This window comes from Exiguobacterium antarcticum DSM 14480, assembly GCF_000685865.1.
Taxonomy (GTDB): Bacteria; Bacillota; Bacilli; order Exiguobacteriales; family Exiguobacteriaceae; genus Exiguobacterium_A; species Exiguobacterium_A antarcticum.
On sequence record NZ_JMKS01000004.1, the window covers coordinates 1 to 19,589 of the forward strand.

Consider the following 19,589-nt stretch of genomic DNA (forward strand, 5'->3'; position numbering starts at 1 on the left):
TTGACGGAAGAAGTGTTGATTGAAGCGAAACGGGTTGCTCGGCAACGAATCGTCTTAAAAGCTCATTTCGAAAGCGACTTGTTTGACCGATTTGGTTTCGCACGGACGAAACGTAAATCTTCGAAACTGCATTATGGCGTCTTGGAACTGTGACGCATACAAAAAATGCCTCTTCGCAACTTGCGAAGAGGCATTTTGGTCATTCAACAGCTTCTTTTAATTCTTCTTCCATATCGTCAAACTTGTCCTGAACCGACTCGACAGGCTGTTTCGTCAACAGGCTGACGACAACCGTAAAGATCAAGCTTGTAAAGAATCCTGGGACCATTTCGTAGAGCGTCGTACTGAGGCCAAGCTGGACCCAAAGAATGACAGTGATCGCACCAGATAGCATACCGGCTAGGGCACCTTGTTTCGTCATCCGTTTCCAGTAAAGGGAAAGCAAGATGATTGGACCAAACGCGGAACCAAATCCGGCCCAAGCGTATCCAACGAGTGATAAGATGGTTGCAGAGGGATTCCAAGCTAAAACGGAACCGATTACGGCAATCACTAGGACTGCAATTCGACCTGTTAAGACCAATTGTTTATCTGATGCTTTTTTGTTCAAGAACGTTTTATAAAAATCTTCCGTCAATGCACTTGATGTCACAAGGAGTTGAGACGAAATCGTCGACATGATTGCGGCTAAGATGGCTGCCATCAAGAATCCTGTGATATAGGGGTGGAACAAGACGTCAGAGAAACGGATAAAGACGGTTTCTGGGTCGCCAAGCCCATTTCCTTGTCCTTCAAAATAGGCAATCCCGACAAGTCCTGTCATCATCGCACCAAGGATCGAAATGAACATCCAGCCGATTCCGATACGGCGTGCTTTTTTCAAATCTTTTACTGAGCGGATCGCCATAAAACGGACGATGATATGCGGTTGTCCAAAGTAGCCCAGTCCCCAAGCAAGAAATCCGATGATACCAAGGAGTGTTGTTCCTTTGAACGGATCAAATAACGTTGGATCTAAGTTTTCAGCATAACGATATGCCCCATCAATTCCACCAACGTCTGTTAACGCGACGATCGGGACGAGGACAAGCGCGATGAACATGATACAACCCTGGACGAAATCGGTCCAACTGACTGCGAGGAAACCGCCAAATAGTGTATAGGCGACGACGACCGCAATCGTCAAGAGCATACCATAATGATAATCAAAGCCAAACGAACTTTCGAATAACTTACCACCGGATACGATACCCGCTGATGTGTAGAACGTAAAGAAGACGATGATGATAACGGCTGAAACTGTACGCAGGATACGCGAAGTATCTTTGAAACGATTTTCTAAAAAGTCAGGAATCGTAATCGAGTCATTCGCCATCTCCGTATACAGGCGAAAGCGTGGAGCAAGAATCAAGTAGTTGACGTAACACCCGATCAATAATCCTAATGCGAGCCACAAGGCGGATACCCCCGTCGCATACATGGCACCAGGTAATCCCATCAACATCCAGCCACTCATATCGGATGCTCCGGCTGATAGAGCCGTGACACCAGGTCCTAAATCACGACCACCTAACATATAATCTTCTGTGTTTGTCGTTCGCTTGTACGCAATGTAGCCGATGGCAAGCATCATGACTAAGTACAAACTAATTGAAATCCATTCTTGCGTCATAACAATAAAGCCTCCAATAACGTTTTTTTTGCGCTGGTTAACTGTCTTGTCAAATAAGCACAATCGATTTGTTCCCCACCTTACAGGGGATGAAACAGTAACGCAAGTCTTCACACAGTCATTAAAAATGGCTTCAAGCCTTAACTATCAAGGGGTTGTGAAACTTTTTGTAGCTTGAAAAGTTCTATTTTTCTGAATTCCGTCATGGAAAAGTGATTGAAATGTAAAGGAAATGCCTTTTTCTATACGGAATAACTAGATATAATAAACTTATTTTGCTTTCTAAAAAACACCACACGTGTTGACAGGGGCTCATCAACGCGTGTGGTGTGACTAGGAAGAAGAAAACTCAATCCATGAAATTCAGTTTTTGATAAGCAGAGTAGAGACGATCCAAGGCTTCATCTAGCTGGCTTCGTGGGCAACCAAAGTTCAATCGTTCAAATGCAAGGGCATTTGTGCCAAAGGGACGACCATGTGTCAATGCCAAACCGGCCTCCTCGACTAACCAAGTGGCACGTATCGTATCGTCAAACGGGAGTGCTTGGCAATCGATCCAGAGTAAAAACGTCGCATCAGGTGACACCACAGTCAAGCGAGGCATCTCTGTCTGAATGCGTTGCACGGCGTGATTTCGATTAGCTTCTAAATAATACAGTAAGTTGTCTAGCCACTGTTCACTTTGAGGATCAGTATAGGCGGCGATGATGGCAGTTGAAGCCATGGCATTCGGATGAACGAAATGGGCTTGCTGGACCGCTTCGATTTTCAGTCGGGTTTCAGCTTCCGGTACAATGAGATAAGAGGCATATAGACCAGGAATGTTAAATGTTTTAGACGGGGCACTTACTAAAATCACCTTATCGTAATCAAACCCGATGATCGGATAGTGGCGTGAACTCGAAAAAATCAAGTCGGCATGAATCTCATCCGATACGATATACAAGTCGTATTGTTTAGCCAAATCTACTAGACGCTGAAGCTCGGACTGACTGAAGACACGTCCTGTCGGATTATGAGGATTACATAAAATGATCATCCGTGCCGTCTTCATCTGTTGCTCAAGCAATGAGAAGTCGATTTCATAACGCCCCTTCGTAAAAAGAAGAGGATTTTCAATCAATTGTCGTTCATTTGACTCGATCACATGATGGAATGGAGGATAGACAGGGGTTTGGATGATGATTTCATCCCCTTTTTCTGTTAAAGCCAACACGCTATGCGCCAGGGCGGGGACGACACCGCTGGAATAAAGAATCGTTTCCAGGTCAACCGGTTGATCATATCGTTTTTTAAACCAATGCGAAATCGCACGTTTTGCATCCTCTTCGAAGAGCGAGTAGCCGAAATGACCACTTGCTGCCCGTTTTGTCAGTGCTTTTGTAATACTGTCTGCGGGGCGGACGTCCATGTCGGCGACCCACATCGGAATCAATTGATCGGACCCGAATAATTGTTCCAACCCATCCCATTTCGCAGATCCGGTTTTTCTTTTTTCCAACACTTCATCAAAGGAGTATTCTTGCATCTGTCTTCATTCCTTTCAAAATAGAATTGCTACTGTCTTCACAGTACCGAACGGGCTTCATTTCGGCAAGTTCGAAAAATAAAGGTTTTAAACGGAGGGACGTTGGGAAAACTCAATATCGTACACAAAAAAAAGGACGGGGTGGATTTCATGTTACATTCTAAAGTGTTAGTTGGTCGATCACCAGAAGAGCTCGAAGAACGGTTGAATCATTTCTTTGAAGAAAATGGTGTCGGTTCAAATTCAATCATCACACTCAAATTCTCGACATTCGTTGCATCGAAAGCGGATGAACATTATTCCGTGTTGATTGTCTTTGATAACTCATTAACAAAAAAAGTCCTTTAATGAACAAAAGTAGCTATCTCGATCCAGTGAGAGTAGCTGCTTTTTCTATTCTTTCAAAAATGTTGAAATGATGTCAGGCTTACGTTATACTAATATTAGAAAAAATAGGCTTCCGTAGGTTAATGGCAGACCTCAGCAATGGTAATGCTGCAGTGCGAGTTCGATTCTCGCCGGAAGCATCAAAAATAAACAGGTCTTCCGTCACAAGTCAATTACTTGCGCGGAAGACCTGTTTTAGTTTGAATCAGGAATCGAACTTGAAGGAGACGTCCATGAATGAACTAAACATTTTGATTGGGAACGAAATCAAGCGGATTCGGCAAGAACGAAATTGGACTCAATCTGAACTGTGCCAAGGTATTTGCAGCCAAGCTGAGATCAGTAAAATTGAGAATGGACACAATTCGCCTACCGTTGATTTGTTGCAAAAAATCGCGAATCGGTTGCAGGTACCCGTTTCAGAATTTTTTATTAATGAAAACGAAAAGCAAACATTTCGAACGATAGATCTTGAAATGACGCAACTGATGCGCGCGACTAAGTATAGTGAAATGAAAAAACGGATTGATAGATACTTAAACGAAATAACTAATGAAGACGTAATCATCTTATTACATTACTATCGGTTGATCAGTGAAGAAGCAATGAGGAATATTGATTATCGAACTTGTATCTCACAATTACTTAACATGACGATGGAAAAACAACTAATGGAAGAATCATTTTTATTATACGTCAGAATTCAGATGGCGATTGCTGTCTTGTACACTAATCATAAGGAATACCAGCACTCTGATACAATTTATACGACTATTTTGCGACATGATTATAGTACTACTACGTATAAAAAAATAAAGTTGAAAATCTTATATAACTACATCAGGAACTTGATTAAACTAAAAAAATATTCATTAATCCTCATCAATACAGAAGAAGCGATTAAAGAAAGTAATCAGTTAAATGATATCAGTTACTTAGGTCATTTTTATTACCAGCGTGGTTATGCGTTCGAACAGTTATCAAGTTCGCACACATCGATTCAAGACGCGTATACGATTGCTTACGGAATTTTTCTGGCGACTGAAAACAATTCCTATGCCAAAATATTAGAAGATCACTTACGAGATAGTCTTTACTTTACTTTGGGTTAAATACTACAGTGCATGATTAACATTAGTCAGTGGATACAGGAAGGTAAAAAAATATGATGACGTCACTACCACATATGATTGGGAACGAAATCAAGCGAATCCGGAAACAAAAAAAAATGACGCAAAAAGAATTGTGTGAAGGAATATGCAGTCAAGCTGAAATTAGTAAAATTGAAAATGGTCGTAATTCTCCAACCATCGATCTACTGCAACAAATTGCAAAACGTCTGCGGGTACCGCTGTCCTTGCTATTTCGGGATCAATTAGAAAGCGATGCGTTTCGAGAGACGGATAATCATTTATCGAGTTTATTTCGCGAGCGAAAATACAAAGAGATGCGCAAAGAAATAGCTTATACCAATAGTGCGCATCACCATGAGATTTTTCTATTAAAGGCCTATTTCAGTATTTTACTGGACGTGAAGACAGATAAAATCGATTATCGTACAGCTTCTGTTTTATTATCACGGTTAACGGATCAAGAAGATATCTGGTATGAGTCACCGAAGATGTATATTCGTATTAAAATGGCAATTTCAAATTTACATACAGAAAATGAACAATATCATCTTGCAGAGAAAGTGTACGAAGAACTGGAGCAGTTACCCTATGATACAGAAGAGCTGAAAAAACAATTAATCAAGATTTATTATAACCATTCTCAGCTGTTAACATATGAAAAAAAATATGATGCTGGTTTGAAAATTACCGAAAAAGGGCTGAAATACAGTTTGTCGTTGAATGATGCCTCTTTTATTGCTCATTTTTACTACCAACGTGGGTATTATCATGAAGTGATGGGGGTAGACACCCCGTCGACTCGACGTGATTATACGATCTCGTATGCCTTGTTTCGGGCATTTCATTTAAACACATACGAAGAAATCGTTCTCGAAGGGAAAGAACGATTTCTACTATTTACGTTTTAAAATTGCTGACCGGCCTTCTCACACGCGGAGAGGGCTTTTTTGATGAGGTGTTCCGCTTGGTCCAGATATTGTTGGTGCCCTTCGAGGATGATGGTTTCGACGTCCTCGATTCCGAAAAAACGGAGAATATCAATCATGTAGCGGACTGCATGATCGGTATCCGCCTTGTCGGGCGTCGAGTAGTCGCCGCCTCTCGAGTGGAGCAACAAAACTTGTTTTCCTTTGACGAGTCCGACCGAACCATCCGGTGTATATCGAAAGGTTTGACCTGCTTGTGCCAGATAATCCATATAGTTATGCAACGGAGCGGGTACGGTTAAGTTCCACATCGGGAATGAAAAAACGATTTTATCTGCTTCGAGAAATCCTGTCAGATACTCCTGTAGCTTTTCGACCGGCACACTTTCGTCAGTATCAAGCGACTCCCCGCGAAACAGTTTTGCGGCCGACATGGCGAGTTTTAAATCAAAAAATGGCAATCGTTCTTCAAATAAATTTAAGACAATGATGTCATCTTCCGGATGATGTGTCCGGTAACTCGATAGAAACGTCTCATTCATTTCTGAACTGATTCCTTTCGACTGGTGGGTGCTATCATTAGCTTCGATGAATAATAGGCGACTCATAACGGATCGCTCCTTTCTATATTAGTCAATTACCCCAATCAAGGTGGACTTAGACGTCACACGAGAAACCAAAAGGATGGAGAATATAGGTTTTAATTCCATCTCAAAAAGGAAAAAGACAGGACAAGAAACCGAAACGAGGGGATGTTATGAAGGTGTCGTATCGACCTTCATCAGCGAGTCTTGACTATCACCGTGAAGTGAAAGCGAATTACCGCTTATTCGGAATGATCATCTTTGTATTGACCGGTTGTGGGGCGATTTTATATGTTTTCTCTAGTGCGATGGGTGAATCAGGGTTGGAACGGATCGATGTATGGCGTGCGGGCCTGATTGTTCTCGTCGGTTTTTGTCAATGGATGATTGGAAGAAGCAATTTAACTGAAAAGTGGAAACCCCATGTCATGTCCAGTGTATTTTTGTTGATTCCATTCATCAACCATCCCTTTCTTGATAGTGGAGCACAGACGGTGTGGGCGGCCTCGTTATTATTTTTACTGACCTCCCTCGTCGTCATCAGCCGGACGATGTTGTTGTATGTAGCAGGTATAAGCATCGTTTCTTTAGTGTATGTCTGGTTTGAATCGCCGGCTGGCGTCGCTGTATACAATGCGTCCGATCATATCGCCCGAATCGGTCTAGTTCTGATTGCGACGTTGATCAGCTTGTTGATTCATAACCAATATGTCACCCGTTTAGAACGGAATATCGATTATTTGTCCCGCCTGAAAGAACAAGCGTTTATCGATCCGATTACAGAACTGGCGAATCGGTCTTTTTTTGTCATTGAAACGGAAAAACAAGCAACGATGGGCGATATTATCTGCTTGATTGACCTGGATGATTTTAAGACGATCAACGATGCGTTTGGTTATCAAACGGGGGATCGTGCCTTGCATATCATCGGGAAAAGACTGATGACACGTTTTTCAGATTGTCTCGTCGCTAAAGCAAGTGGAAGTGCATTTCTTTTGCACGCCAGACCGAATCAACCGGTGCAAGTATTGTGTGATGCGATTTTATCGAGTATCGCGGAACGTGTCCAAATTGATTTCAAGCAAATTAATATGACGGCAAGCATCGGGGTTGCCTTCGTAAACGGGGCATCGATTGATCATGTCATCAACGATGCGGAAATCGCTTTGTTCACAGCGAAATCAAACCGGAAAAATACATTTGCGATTACCGATCAAGCAACACAAAATGAACGAAAACGAGCCTTGCAACTGACACGGGATTTATACGATGCAGACCTCGATCGTGATTTTTTTATTTTATTTCAACCACAAGTCGATGCGTCGAGTCATCGCATAACAGGAGCAGAAGCGTTGGTTCGTTGGAATCACCCGACGTATGGGCTCATTTCTCCCCTCGAGTTCATTCCCTTAGCAGAACGGACGCGGTTCATCGAGACACTTGGTGGGTGGGTCATGCGAAAGGCTTGCCTACAAGGGAAGATGTGGCTTGAACAAGGAAGGACCCCGATTACGATTGCCGTGAATGTCTCGCCGTGGCAGTTGCGTCAACCGGATTTTACAAAAAACGTACTCGATATGTTGAACGTGACGGGATTTCCACCTTACTTATTGGAAATCGAAATGACGGAACATATCTTCGTGGAAGGTACGGCGCAAATCATTGATACGCTGAATGAACTTCATCTCCACGGGATTCGGATTGCACTTGATGATTTTGGAACAGGGTTTTCTTCGATGCAGACACTTGTTGAACTGCCGTTTGATCAACTAAAGATTCCAAAAGAAATCGTCGAAGCGGCGATTGATTCAGAAGAGAAACGGGCGATTGTTGAGATGATCATTCAGTTAGGAAAAAGACTGGATATGTCGATTGTCGCAGAAGGAATAGAAGTGACTGAAGAAGCCGAGTTGTTAAAACGACTCGGATGTCATACGTTACAAGGCTACCTGTTCCACAAGCCATTGGAAGCGATTTATGTCGAATCTTTTTTGGATCAAGAAGCACAATAAGAAAAAGCTCACTCGTCTTTCCTACACGTCATGCGACGCGGAAAGGCAAGTGAGCTTTTTTTGATTACACATAACGTGCAAAATGACGTTCAAGTACTTCTTGGACAGTGGCGATGATGGCGCAAATCCCCCAATAGATAAAGGCGATCACGAAATAAACCGTCATATAATCAAACTCACGACCGCCAACGATTTTAGCCCGCTGAAAAATCTCAGGAACGGTAATCATCGCAGCAAGCGAAGAGGCTTTGACTAAATCAAGAAGGACATTCGATAACGGAGGAATCGCTAAACGAACGGCCTGAGGCAAGATGATGCCTGCAAGAATCCTGTAGCGTGACAGACCTAACGATTCAGCGGCTTCCTGTTGTCCCCGGTCAATCGACAAGATGGACGAGCGGATGATTTCGGCCATATAAGCGGCACTGTTCAAACTAAATCCAGCAATCGCAGCAGTGATTGCATCTAACTGGATATTGATGACGGGCAAACCAAAATAAAGCATAAAGAGTATGACCAAAATGGGCACGCCTCGCATAAAAGAAATGTAGAGAGTCGCCGTTATGCGCAAGAGACGCGATCGAGAGAGGCGTGCTAACGCCAGCAACAATCCAAGACCCAGTCCAATCAGCATGCTCAGAAGTGAGATCCAGAGCGTATGCCCTAATCCGCCTAAAATATAAGGGAATGCCTCGATTGCAAGATCAGGGTTGAAAACGGATTGCCAATCAATATCGGGCAAGGCGTTCATTTCACGTCGACGAGCGTCGACTTGATATCAGGCATTTTCGAGACGTCTTTATTGGCATAAAACGTTTTCGACAGTTTGGCAAGTGTCCCATCCTTTTTCATCTCGTCAATCTGTGCGTTGATGTTCGATTGTAATTCTTTATTGTCTAAGTCCATGATGAGACCAACTTGACTTGGATTATAGGCGATGTCAGGGTGAATCGTAATATCAAAGTCTTTAAAGAAGTCGATGGCCAGGCTTTGCAGATAATAATCGTTTAAGATGACATCCGTCCGACCGTTCGAGACGTCCCGTAAATATTGATCGTTCGTTGCGTTATCATATGTGACTTCTTTTGCCCCGTATTGTTTAGCGACCTGCATATAAGTGGTCGTCGCTTCACCAGCCGCTTTTTTTCCTTTTAAATCTTCAAGTGACTTAATGCCTGACAAATCACTTTTACGAACGATTGCCGTTCCGTACGTATATTTATACGGTTTAGAGAAAGCGAACTTTCCTTTTCGTTCTTCCGTGATCGTAATATCGTTTGCTGCCAGGTCGACTTGCCCTGTATTGACGCTCGTCAACATCCCGTCAAATGACATTTCCTTGAATTTCACTTTTAAATCAAGTCGTTTCGCGACTTCCTTGACGACCTCGACGTCAAATCCTGTCAGATTGTTATTTTTTTCTTCATGAAAAGAGGTCGGATAAAGCGTTCCGGCCGTTGCGACCGTTAACGTCCCGTCTTTCTGAATTTTATCGTATGCGGTCATTTGTTTTTCTTCCTGACCACATGCACTAAGGGACAGGGTAGTTCCTGCAATCAAGAGCCCTATCCACTTTACAGAGTTTTTCATCGTATTGAATTCTCCTTTTCCTACGTACCTGGGTAATTTTCTTACTCTTTAAAAATACCATGGAAGAATCAGTTCGCGCAAAAATAAATACGGTTTCAAAAAGGTTTTCATTAAAAAAGAATTCAGAAAAATTATTCATCCATATGTAAGCGTTATCATGATTGATAGGACGTCCATCAACGTCTTTTCATTTCGTGGATCGAAAAATATACATGGTGGCGAATAAACATAAAAACGTGTAAAGTATATTTTAACTGAATATACAGAAAACTAGGAACGGTTAGGAGCGTGGTAATATGTCATTTCATCAAATGCCGCAACGTCAGGGACTCTATGATCCGAAACAGGAACACGATGCATGTGGAATCGGTGTTTACGCCCATCGGACTGGACAAGCGAGTCATGAAATCGTTCAAAATGCCCTGAAGATGTTGTGTCAGATGGAACACCGAGGGGGGCAAGGCAGTGATGCCAAAACAGGAGACGGAGCAGGAATCCTGACGCAGCTTCCGGATCGATTATTCCGACAGACGTTACGCAATATCAGCTTACCCCAGAGTGGGGATTATGGTGTGATGATGATGTTTCTTCCGCGAGAAGATCGATTGCGACAACGACTGGAGCGTGCATTGGAATCGATTATTTTATCCGAGGGGCAGCGACTGATTGAATGGAGAACGGTCCCTGTTTCGAGTACAGTCATCGGGGAAAAAGCCCGCCAAACGGAACCGGTCATTCGTCAATGTTTTATCGAGGCCAAAAAGGTCGAAGGATTGGCTTTCGAACGGACGTTATTTCTGATTCGCCGTTTATTTGAGCGAGAAGCAGATCAGTTAGGAATCGAACAATATGTGTTGAGTAGCTCGAGCGAAACGATTGTCTATAAAGGGTTGGTAACGACCGATCAACTCGGGTTGTACTTTGATGATCTTCGAGACGAACGGTATCAGTCCGGTTTTGCGATTGTTCACTCGCGCTTTAGCACAAATACGTTTCCGAGCTGGAAACGTGCCCATCCAAATCGTTATTTGATTCACAATGGAGAAATCAATACGTTACAAGGGAATATCCGAGCCATGCGGAGCCGTGAAAATAGTTTGGCAAAAACGACGTATGGTCGCCGGGCGGAAGACGTCTTACCGATTCTCGATGAGTCAGGTAGCGATTCATCGATGCTCGACAATGCTTTCGAGTTTTTATACTTGTCCGGTCTGACGTTAGCAGAGACGGCATTGATGCTCGTACCGGAGCCGTTTGAGCATGCAGAGGTTCGTCCGGCAAAACGGGCCTATTACGAATACCACAGTAGCATGATGGAACCGTGGGATGGTCCGTCAGCGATTGTCTTTACAAACGGAAAGCAAATCGGAGCGACGCTTGATCGAAACGGCTTACGACCGGCGCGTTACATGATGATGCGTGATGGTCATTTCATGTTATCTTCTGAGTCCGGTGTGCTACCGGTCGCGGAAAGTGACATCTTATTTAAACGACGGCTCATTCCTGGAGAATTGTTATTACTTGATTTTGCTTCCGGACAATTGATTTCAGATGAAGAAGTCAAACGGGAGCTCGCGATGCGCCATCCGTATGCGGAATGGTTGGCAGAAGAACGGATTTCGTTATCGACGACCGTTTCTTCAGAAGAAGTCGACGATGTAGGCACTTTACAGCGCTTATTTGGTTATACGCGTGAAGATATTGATCAGTATTTGATTCCACTCGTAGTGGAGAAAAAAGACCCGCTCGGAGCGATGGGAACGGACATCCCGTTAGCGGTCTTGAGTGAACGGCCACAATCATTGTTCCGCTATTTTAAACAGTTATTTGCGCAAGTAACGAATCCACCGATTGACGCCTTGCGGGAACAGATTGTCACCTCGACGATGACCTGGCTCGGTCAGCAGGGAGAACTGTTGACACCGAATCGTCGAAACTGCCGACGGGTCCGTCTGGCTTCACCGATTTTACGACCGACTGAAGCAGCTGCATTAAAACAAACAACACTGGTCCAAAAAACACTGTCGACCTTATTTGATGGTCAGCTAGAAGAGGCCCTTGAGAACTTACTCGATCAGGCCGTCCATGCTGTTCAGAGCGGGTGTGAATTATTGATCCTGTCCGATCGGAATGTTCGTCCGGGAGCGGTCCCGATGCCGATTCTTCTTGTGACGAGTGCGGTCCATCATCATTTGATTCGTCAAGGGTTACGAACAAAAGTCAGTTTGATCATCGAAGGGGGCGAAGTCCGCGAAGTCCATCATTTTGCAGCCTTGATTGGTTATGGTGCCGATGCTGTTCATCCATATTTGGTGTATGCGACATTACAGGATGCGTTAGGTGAGACGATGACGGATTATGAAGTACGGTACCAAGCGGCCGTGACGGAGGGAGTCGTCAAAGTCATGTCCAAGATGGGGATTTCGACCGTCTTCAGTTACCGTGGGGCGCAAATCTTCGAAGCCATCGGAATTTCAGAACAGGTCATCGATCGATATTTCACGGGAACCGTTTCCCAGTTAGATGGTTTATCGCTTGATTTGATTGAACAAGAAGCGGTCCGTCAGCATGAAGAAGGTATTCAGCGGACGTATCTTGAGTCGGGAAGCGTGTTCCGTTATCGGCATGACGGGGAACATCACGCCTTTAATCCGGCGACGATTCACTTATTACAGCATGCTTGTCGAACTGGGCGATATGATTTGTTTAAACGCTATTCTGCTCAGATTCAAGAGGAACCGGCGACATTTTTACGTCATTTGATGACGTTCAAAGAGACGGCACCGATTCCGATCGATGAAGTCGAACCCGTGAGTACCATCGTCCAGCACTTCAAGACGGGAGCGATGTCGTACGGATCGTTGTCGAAAGAGGCACATGAGACATTAGCGATCGCGATGAACCGATTGGGTGGGAAAAGTAATAGTGGTGAAGGCGGGGAAGAAGAAGAACGATACGAACGAGATGCCAATGGTGATTCCCGGATGAGCCGTATCAAACAGATTGCATCTGGTCGGTTCGGAGTGACGAGCCATTACCTCGTCCATGCGGATGAATTACAAATCAAGGTGGCTCAGGGCGCGAAACCAGGTGAAGGGGGTCAATTGCCTGGTGAAAAGGTGTATCCCTGGATTGCGCGCGTCCGTGCCTCGACGCCGGGCGTCGGCTTGATTTCCCCGCCTCCACATCATGACATTTATTCGATTGAGGACTTAGCGCAGTTGATTCATGACTTAAAACGGGCGAACGATCACGCCCGGATCAGCGTCAAACTGGTCGCCAAAGGTGGTGTCGGGACGATTGCAGCTGGTGTTGCGAAGGGGCTCGCCGATGTCATCGTCATCAGTGGACATGATGGTGGAACAGGTGCGTCACCTAAAACGAGCATTCAACATACCGGCTTACCATGGGAACTGGGTTTAGCCGAGACCCATCAAACCCTTGCATTGAACGGACTTCGGGATCGTGTTGTCTTGGAAACAGACGGTAAACTGTTAACCGGGCGCGATGTCGTGATTGCAGCAATGTTAGGGGCGAATGAGTATGGATTTGCGACAGCCCCGTTGATCGCCGTCGGTTGTATCATGATGCGGGCCTGTCATCTGGATACGTGTCCTGTGGGTGTCGCGACGCAAGATCCAAAATTACGTGAGAAGTTTACGGGAACGGCGGATCATGTCGTGCACTTCATGGAATTCGTAGCGGAAGAAGTACGTGAATATTTGGCTCAACTCGGTGTCCGGAGTTTGTCAGAGCTCGTGGGTCGGACGGATTTGTTGCAAACCTCCGATCGGTTGACGACACACTGGAAAGCCGCGAGTCTCGATTTGTCCCGCCTGTTCGTCATGCCGGACTATCAAGCGGCGAAACGACAGGATCAACAGCATCATCTGTCTGCATCGTTTGACGGACGGGAGTTGGAACCACTCGTGACGGATCAATCCTTCACGGAACGGCAGACGTATGCGTTTGATATCACCAATACGGACCGTGCCATCGGAACGAATACGGGAGCACGTTTGAGTAGAATCTACGGTGCGATGGGGCTTCCGGCTGATCGTTTGACGCTGAACCTAACCGGATCCGCGGGTCAAAGCTTAGGTGCCTACTTGCCGCGGGGAATGACGCTACAAGTCATCGGTGATGCCAATGATTATGTGGGCAAGGGGTTATCGGGAGGAATCATTTCCGTCCGTCCACAGCCTCGGTCCAGTTTTGTTTCTTCGGATCAAGTCATCATCGGAAACGTCGCCCTGTATGGAGCGACGAGCGGAGAACTCTATATCAACGGTCAAGCCGGTGAACGGTTTGCTGTTCGAAACAGCGGGGCGACAGCAGTCGTCGAAGGAATCGGAAATCATGGTCTTGAATATATGACGGGTGGCAGTGTCGTCATTCTAGGGGATGTCGGGCTGAACTTTGCGGCCGGCATGTCGGGTGGTGTTGCTTACGTTTTGCCGAAAGACCCAGGACGTTTTCGGTCGCGGGTCAATCTGGAACTTGTGACGATGGGAGCTGTCACGGATCCGGAAGAAGCGACCCGGTTGAAAACATTCATCGAACGACATGTTGCGCGAACGAACAGCGAACAAGGTCATGCGGTCCTTGCGAACTGGGATCATGTGCTCAGCTCGTTCATCCGTGTCATACCGACGACGTATCAAGCGGTGACGACACTGATGGCAGATTACGCACAACAAGGACACAATACGGAAGAAGCGATGTTACTTGCGTTTGAGACGCATATTGGACGCGGAACAGGAGGTAAAAAATGAATAGACGGGATCAATTCATGTCAGTTCCTCGCCAGTCCGGCCAGGAACGGGATAGTAGTGAACGAATCGGGGATTTTAACGAATATAAAGAACGCTTCACAGAAGCGGAAGCGTCAGAACAAGCAAGTCGTTGTATGGATTGCGGGACACCTTTTTGCCATGTCGGGGAAACGTACGGTCAAGTGAAAATCGGTTGCCCCGTCTACAATCTGATTCCAGAGTGGAACCTCCTCGTGGAACAAGGAAACTTCAAAGAGGCACTGGGGCGGCTTCAACAAACCAATAACTTTCCTGAGTTCACGGGTCGGGTGTGTCCTGCCCCGTGTGAAGGGTCGTGTACGTTATCGATTAATGAACCGGCCGTTACGATTAAGCAGATCGAACGGACGATCATCGATATCGGATTTGAAAAAGGATGGGTCCAACCACGTATCCCGGCAATCAGAAGTCAACACCGGATTGCCATCGTTGGTTCTGGACCAGCTGGTTTAGCCGCAGCCGATCAATTGAACCAGGCAGGTCATCAGGTCACTGTTTTCGAACGGGAGGATCAGATTGGCGGATTGCTGACGTACGGGATTCCGGCGATGAAGTTGTCGAAAGAGATCGTCGCCCGACGTGTCCGTTTACTGGAGACAGAAGGAATCCGCTTTCGGACCGGCGTGACGATTGGCCTTGATCTGTCACTGGATCAATTAGAGGCAGAGTACGATGCAGTCATCCTTTGTGTCGGAGCGACCGAACCGAGAAAATTACATGATGTACCAAGTCGTGGTGTCGGATATGCAATGGATTATTTGACGAGTGTGACGCGACATCTGTTGACAGGGCAGTCGTTAACAACACTTCACGACACAAAGGGAAAAGACGTGTTGGTCATCGGGGGTGGAGATACGGGAGCCGATTGTGTAGCAACGGCGCTTCGTCAAGGATGCCGGTCAGTCGTCCAGTTTGGGAAACACGAGATGCCGGGCCAAGTTCGTTCACCGGAAAACATGTGGCCCGACACACCAAACTTATATACGCTTGATTATGGATACGAGGAAGCACTGGTTCAGTTCGGCCGTGATCCCCGTGAATATTTGATTGCGATTGACCGGTATACGACGGGTGATGCCGGGCAATTAACGGGTGTCTGGACGATTCATAACGAAAAAATCCGTCACCCAGATGGTCGGATCGAATTCCGAGCCATTTCAGGGACCGAAAAATACTTCCCGGTTGATACGATGTTGATTGCGATCGGCTTTAGTGGTGTCGAACAAGATGTCTTGGGCCACTTAGCGGTTGATAGCGAAAATGGAAAGATTAAAGCAGCAGCCTATGCAACAAACCGTCCCGGTGTATTCGCGGCAGGGGATGCTCGACGTGGACAATCCTTAATCGTCTGGGCGATCCGTGAAGGACGGGAAGTTGCTGAAGTGGTCGAGCACCATCTGCTGACACTAAAAAAAACAGGATGAAGATGATGGAAACGTTCGGGTCCTCTTGTTGAGGAATCGGGCGTTTTTTTATCTGAAAATAGGCGAGAATACTTCCGCTTCTAAGCGTTTAGGGCAAAGTCCTAGCGTAGGGGGAGTTCAAGATGTCAAACAAGCAAATGGGTCGATTTTCAGTAATCTAGATTTTACGAATTTGATCTAAAGTTTAGTTGATCATCATTTAGATCATAATGTTAAAAAACTATTTTCTCGACGTTGATTTCCAGTTTTATAACATAAATCAGTTGGCTTGTGTATAACAGATTTAGAATATTCGTTATCGAATATTTTTTAACTTCTTTGCGATGTACGCTATAGAAACGGAACTAATGTCTCATCCGATTCCAAGTCAAGAGAAGGTGGAATTATGCTGAATTATAAAGTGAACGTATATATGAGCAAAGGTACACGACCTAAAACAGGCAGTACCAACACGACAAAACACTTAGTCTATACCAGTCAATTTTTATCGCATACACCCGTTCAACTGTTACACCAACTCATTTTTAATCGTTTGACGTTGGAACAGGAAAAAAATCAGAGTCTCATGTACACGTTAGAAGTGAACACGGTCGTTGATCAATATGTCATCGATGTTCGTCTGTATTCAGATGAAGCGGTCTGTGCGACGATTGAACGTGGATTGATCGAATTGATTGAACGTGAAGAAGTGCGGCATATCCCGCCGCTTGAAATCGGAAAACCTGATTTCGCAGAGTTTGCTCACCTCGTCCTCCACGTCAGACCGGACGCACTCCGAATCGATCGATCAAAAATGCAAGAGATTTTTGATCGATCAGGGGTGCACGGGAAGATCATCTTACAAAAAGAACGGATTGATAGCCGTGAACCCTGTCATTCGATTCAATTGTTGATTGGCGGTTCGGAAAAAAGTTTGTATAGCTTATCCCATTATCAATTGGATCCATTATTCCGCAAGCATGGTCTATTGATTCAGTCGCTGAATTTGTTGCCGTTCGATCTGTTTTCCATCCGTGATAAAGTGGCGATGTTATCTTCTGCCGACGCGAATCGTCTGTGGATTGATGATATTTCCACCTCGAAGAATGGACGAAGCCATCAAATTTGTTTTAAGGACGGTCAGGAATTCATGACGGTCATCTGTGATTTACACGGAGCGATTCGTTCCTATAAATGTTCGTGAACGAGTCTTTGACGTTTAACATGGTTTCATTTCGGTTAAATCCTTTAGAGAAGAAGTTGAAGCTAAAGAATTGGAGATGAACAAGATGTTATCAGAAAAACAAATCGAGACTTTTAAAACACGTCTACTTAAAGAAAAAGAAAAAACAGAAACGAATATCGAAAACCGAGAAGTGGATTACGATACGGGCGAATTATCAAGTTATGATAACCACCCGGGTGATTCGGGGGACGAGTTGTTTTTACGTGAACGCGATCAAGCCATGACAGATATGCAGGAAGACATGTTATCCGACGTGGATCTAGCATTGCAAGCAATTGACAATGGAACGTATGGCGTCTGTAAGGTTTGCGGAAAAGAGATCGAACTCGATCGTCTGGATATCATCCCAGAGACGCTCCTTTGTATCGAACACGCAAAAGAAGAAGCAGAACGCGAAGGCAACGATCCGATGTCGCGTCCGAGTGAAGAAGATGTTCTTGATCCATCGGTCACGGCAACAGGGAAGGATATTGATGGTACAACGGATGGCTTCAGCAAAGTCAGTGAATTCGGAAATTCGGATACACCTTCTGATAAAGAGGATGGCATCGACCCGACCCGTTAAGCCAATCAGCATTAAAAACCGTTCATCCTCAGGTGGTGAACGGTTTTTAATTTTAAAGATATTTGATAATGTCGGAAAATTTTGACTTTTGACGAAAAATTGGTAGGATAGACAAGAGAGGTCATTTCACATACGAAAAAAATGAAAGCGCATACATGGAATTACTTCTCGCCGCTTGGCCATTTTATTTTGAAGGAGGAACAGTAGCATGATTTATGAGATTCCAAACACGCAAGGGTCGAAGGTACAATACAAGGATCGGTATGAAAACTTCATCAACGGAAAGTGGACAGCACCCGTCGGAGGCGAATACTTTGATAACATCACGCCGATCACAGGCAAAGTGTTATGCCAAGTCGCGCGTTCTGGAAAAGAAGATGTTGAACTTGCACTTGATGCAGCCCATGCAGCAAAAGACGCTTGGGGAAAAACATCTGTTGCAGAACGTTCCAATGTCTTAAATAAAATCGCGAATCGGATGGAAGAAAATTTAGAGATGTTAGCGTATGCGGAAACACTCGAAAATGGAAAGGCGGTTCGGGAAACATTAAATGCCGACTTACCACTAGCGATTGACCATTTCCGCTATTTTGCAGGTGTCATTCGCGCTCAGGAAGGATCGATTGGTGAGTTGGATAATGATACGGTCGCTTATCATTTCCATGAGCCGCTCGGTGTCGTCGGTCAAATCATTCCATGGAACTTCCCGATTCTGATGGCAGTCTGGAAACTGGCACCAGCACTCGCGGCGGGGAACTGTGTGGTCTTAAAACCAGCGGAACAGACGCCGGCTAGCATCATGTTGTTGATGGAATTGATTGAAGACTTATTGCCACCAGGTGTCTTGAATATCGTTAATGGATTTGGACTCGAAACAGGGAAACCCCTTGCTTCGAGTAAACGGATCGCGAAAATTGCTTTTACGGGAGAAACGACGACGGGACGACTCATCATGCAATATGCCTCTCAAAACATCATTCCCGTCACGCTCGAGTTAGGAGGGAAATCACCGAATATCTTCTTCGCTGACATCATGGAGGCGGATGATGCCTTCTTCGATAAAGCGATTGAAGGATTATTGATGTTTGCCTTGAATCAGGGTGAAGTCTGTACGTGTCCGTCTCGGGCATTGATTGAGGAGTCGATTTATGAACCGTTTATGGAGCGGGTGCTTGAACGTGTCAAGGCAATCAAACTCGGAAATCCGTTAGATGCAGATGTCATGATGGGAGCTCAGGCTTCAAGCGAACAGATGGAGAAAATTCTCTCCTACCTCGAGATCGGAAAATCTGAAGGGGCAGAATGTTTGATTGGAGGAGAACGGAACCACCTCGACGGGGATTTAGCGGAAGGGTACTATATCCAACCCACCATCTTTAAAGGGCATAACAAGATGCGAATTTTCCAAGAAGAAATTTTTGGTCCCGTTCTATCGGTCACGACCTTTAAGACAGAAGAAGAAGCCTTACAAATTGCGAATGACACGTTGTATGGTCTAGGAGCTGGCGTTTGGACACGTGACATGAACAGAGCCTATCGGTTCGGACGGGCGATCGAGGCAGGACGCGTCTGGACGAATTGTTACCATCAGTACCCAGCACATGCTGCGTTCGGTGGGTATAAGATGTCTGGGATTGGTCGCGAAAACCATAAGATGATGCTCAACCATTACCAACGGACCAAAAATCTACTTGTCAGTTACAGTCCAAACAAACTTGGTTTCTTCTAA

At 45.2% G+C, this 19,589-nt stretch carries 14 protein-coding genes and 1 tRNA gene; 10 read left to right on the top strand and 5 right to left on the bottom strand.

The genetic code is table 11. The features are described 5' to 3' along the window. Positions 1-199: 199 nt before the first annotated feature. Complete coding sequence (gene putP / locus P404_RS0110585) at positions 200-1,672, bottom strand: sodium/proline symporter PutP (protein WP_014970554.1); 1,473 nt, start codon at positions 1,670-1,672, stop codon at positions 200-202. Between the two features lie 349 nt (positions 1,673-2,021). Continuing rightward, a complete protein-coding gene (locus tag P404_RS0110590) occupies positions 2,022-3,200 on the bottom strand; it encodes a MalY/PatB family protein (protein WP_026830738.1) in 1,179 nt (392 codons plus the stop codon). Positions 3,201-3,350: 150 nt separating this feature from the next. Here P404_RS0110590 and P404_RS0110595 point away from each other — a divergent pair, with 150 nt between their 5' ends. The 4 genes from P404_RS0110595 to P404_RS18050 all read left to right on the top strand — a co-directional run bounded on the left by P404_RS0110595 (position 3,351) and on the right by P404_RS18050 (position 5,628). Continuing rightward, positions 3,351-3,548, top strand: a complete 198-nt coding sequence (locus P404_RS0110595; protein WP_026830739.1) for a hypothetical protein — start codon at positions 3,351-3,353, stop codon at positions 3,546-3,548. A 108-nt stretch (positions 3,549-3,656) separates the two neighbouring features. Beyond that, positions 3,657-3,727 (top strand) — tRNA-Thr (locus P404_RS0110600). A 93-nt stretch (positions 3,728-3,820) separates the two neighbouring features. Then, positions 3,821-4,699, top strand: a complete 879-nt coding sequence (locus P404_RS0110605) for a helix-turn-helix domain-containing protein (protein ID WP_026830740.1) — start codon at positions 3,821-3,823, stop codon at positions 4,697-4,699. Between the two features lie 74 nt (positions 4,700-4,773). Next, positions 4,774-5,628 carry a helix-turn-helix domain-containing protein gene (locus P404_RS18050; RefSeq protein ID WP_269077484.1) on the top strand — a complete coding sequence of 285 codons (855 nt, stop codon included), beginning with the start codon at positions 4,774-4,776 and terminating at the stop codon, positions 5,626-5,628. On the opposite strand, the gene P404_RS0110615 is transcribed toward P404_RS18050, so the two are convergent. Beyond that, positions 5,625-6,254 carry an FMN-dependent NADH-azoreductase gene (locus P404_RS0110615; protein ID WP_026830741.1) on the bottom strand — a complete coding sequence of 210 codons (630 nt, stop codon included), beginning with the start codon at positions 6,252-6,254 and terminating at the stop codon, positions 5,625-5,627. The genes P404_RS18050 and P404_RS0110615 overlap by 4 nt on opposite strands. Before the next feature lie 149 nt (positions 6,255-6,403). On the opposite strand from P404_RS0110615, the gene P404_RS0110620 reads away from it, so the two are divergent. Further along, positions 6,404-8,242 carry a putative bifunctional diguanylate cyclase/phosphodiesterase gene (locus P404_RS0110620; RefSeq protein WP_026830742.1) on the top strand — a complete coding sequence of 613 codons (1,839 nt, stop codon included), beginning with the start codon at positions 6,404-6,406 and terminating at the stop codon, positions 8,240-8,242. Between the two features lie 64 nt (positions 8,243-8,306). On the opposite strand, the gene P404_RS0110625 is transcribed toward P404_RS0110620, so the two are convergent. Together P404_RS0110625 and P404_RS0110630 are read right to left on the bottom strand one after the other, a co-directional pair. Next, on the bottom strand, positions 8,307-8,993 hold the full coding sequence (locus P404_RS0110625) for an amino acid ABC transporter permease (protein ID WP_034774416.1): 687 nt from the start codon (positions 8,991-8,993) through the stop codon (positions 8,307-8,309). Then, on the bottom strand, positions 8,990-9,832 hold the full coding sequence (locus P404_RS0110630; RefSeq protein WP_014970546.1) for a transporter substrate-binding domain-containing protein: 843 nt from the start codon (positions 9,830-9,832) through the stop codon (positions 8,990-8,992). Before P404_RS0110630 ends, P404_RS0110625 begins: the two co-directional genes overlap by 4 nt. A 296-nt stretch (positions 9,833-10,128) precedes the next feature. Between P404_RS0110630 and gltB the strand changes: the two genes are divergently transcribed. From gltB to adh, 5 genes are all read left to right on the top strand, one after another. Further along, positions 10,129-14,607: a glutamate synthase large subunit gene (gene gltB, locus P404_RS0110635; RefSeq protein ID WP_026830744.1), complete on the top strand. Its 4,479-nt coding sequence runs from the start codon at positions 10,129-10,131 to the stop codon at positions 14,605-14,607. Continuing rightward, positions 14,604-16,070, top strand: a complete 1,467-nt coding sequence (locus tag P404_RS0110640; protein WP_026830745.1) for a glutamate synthase subunit beta — start codon at positions 14,604-14,606, stop codon at positions 16,068-16,070. Before gltB ends, P404_RS0110640 begins: the two co-directional genes overlap by 4 nt. 412 nt (positions 16,071-16,482) lie before the next feature. After that, the gene (locus P404_RS0110645; protein WP_236624379.1) at positions 16,483-17,253 is read left to right on the top strand and encodes a hypothetical protein; all 771 of its coding nucleotides are present in this window, start codon (positions 16,483-16,485) and stop codon (positions 17,251-17,253) included. Between the two features lie 85 nt (positions 17,254-17,338). Continuing rightward, positions 17,339-17,860, top strand: coding sequence for a TraR/DksA C4-type zinc finger protein (locus P404_RS0110650; RefSeq protein WP_014970542.1), 522 nt, complete (start codon positions 17,339-17,341; stop codon positions 17,858-17,860). Positions 17,861-18,068: 208 nt separating this feature from the next. After that, positions 18,069-19,589 (top strand): aldehyde dehydrogenase, encoded by a 1,521-nt coding sequence (adh, locus tag P404_RS0110655; protein ID WP_026830746.1) that lies wholly within the window; start codon positions 18,069-18,071, stop codon positions 19,587-19,589.

Coding starts and splice junctions, on each gene's coding strand:
- putP (WP_014970554.1), bottom strand. CDS start 1,672: ATGACGCAAGAATGGATTTCAATTAGTTTGTACTTAGTCATGATGCTT.
- P404_RS0110590 (WP_026830738.1), bottom strand. CDS start 3,200: ATGCAAGAATACTCCTTTGATGAAGTGTTGGAAAAAAGAAAAACCGGA.
- P404_RS0110595 (WP_026830739.1), top strand. CDS start 3,351: ATGTTACATTCTAAAGTGTTAGTTGGTCGATCACCAGAAGAGCTCGAA.
- P404_RS0110605 (WP_026830740.1), top strand. CDS start 3,821: ATGAATGAACTAAACATTTTGATTGGGAACGAAATCAAGCGGATTCGG.
- P404_RS18050 (WP_269077484.1), top strand. CDS start 4,774: ATGATTGGGAACGAAATCAAGCGAATCCGGAAACAAAAAAAAATGACG.
- P404_RS0110615 (WP_026830741.1), bottom strand. CDS start 6,254: ATGAGTCGCCTATTATTCATCGAAGCTAATGATAGCACCCACCAGTCG.
- P404_RS0110620 (WP_026830742.1), top strand. CDS start 6,404: ATGAAGGTGTCGTATCGACCTTCATCAGCGAGTCTTGACTATCACCGT.
- P404_RS0110625 (WP_034774416.1), bottom strand. CDS start 8,993: ATGAACGCCTTGCCCGATATTGATTGGCAATCCGTTTTCAACCCTGAT.
- P404_RS0110630 (WP_014970546.1), bottom strand. CDS start 9,832: ATGAAAAACTCTGTAAAGTGGATAGGGCTCTTGATTGCAGGAACTACC.
- gltB (WP_026830744.1), top strand. CDS start 10,129: ATGTCATTTCATCAAATGCCGCAACGTCAGGGACTCTATGATCCGAAA.
- P404_RS0110640 (WP_026830745.1), top strand. CDS start 14,604: ATGAATAGACGGGATCAATTCATGTCAGTTCCTCGCCAGTCCGGCCAG.
- P404_RS0110645 (WP_236624379.1), top strand. CDS start 16,483: ATGAGCAAAGGTACACGACCTAAAACAGGCAGTACCAACACGACAAAA.
- P404_RS0110650 (WP_014970542.1), top strand. CDS start 17,339: ATGTTATCAGAAAAACAAATCGAGACTTTTAAAACACGTCTACTTAAA.
- adh (WP_026830746.1), top strand. CDS start 18,069: ATGATTTATGAGATTCCAAACACGCAAGGGTCGAAGGTACAATACAAG.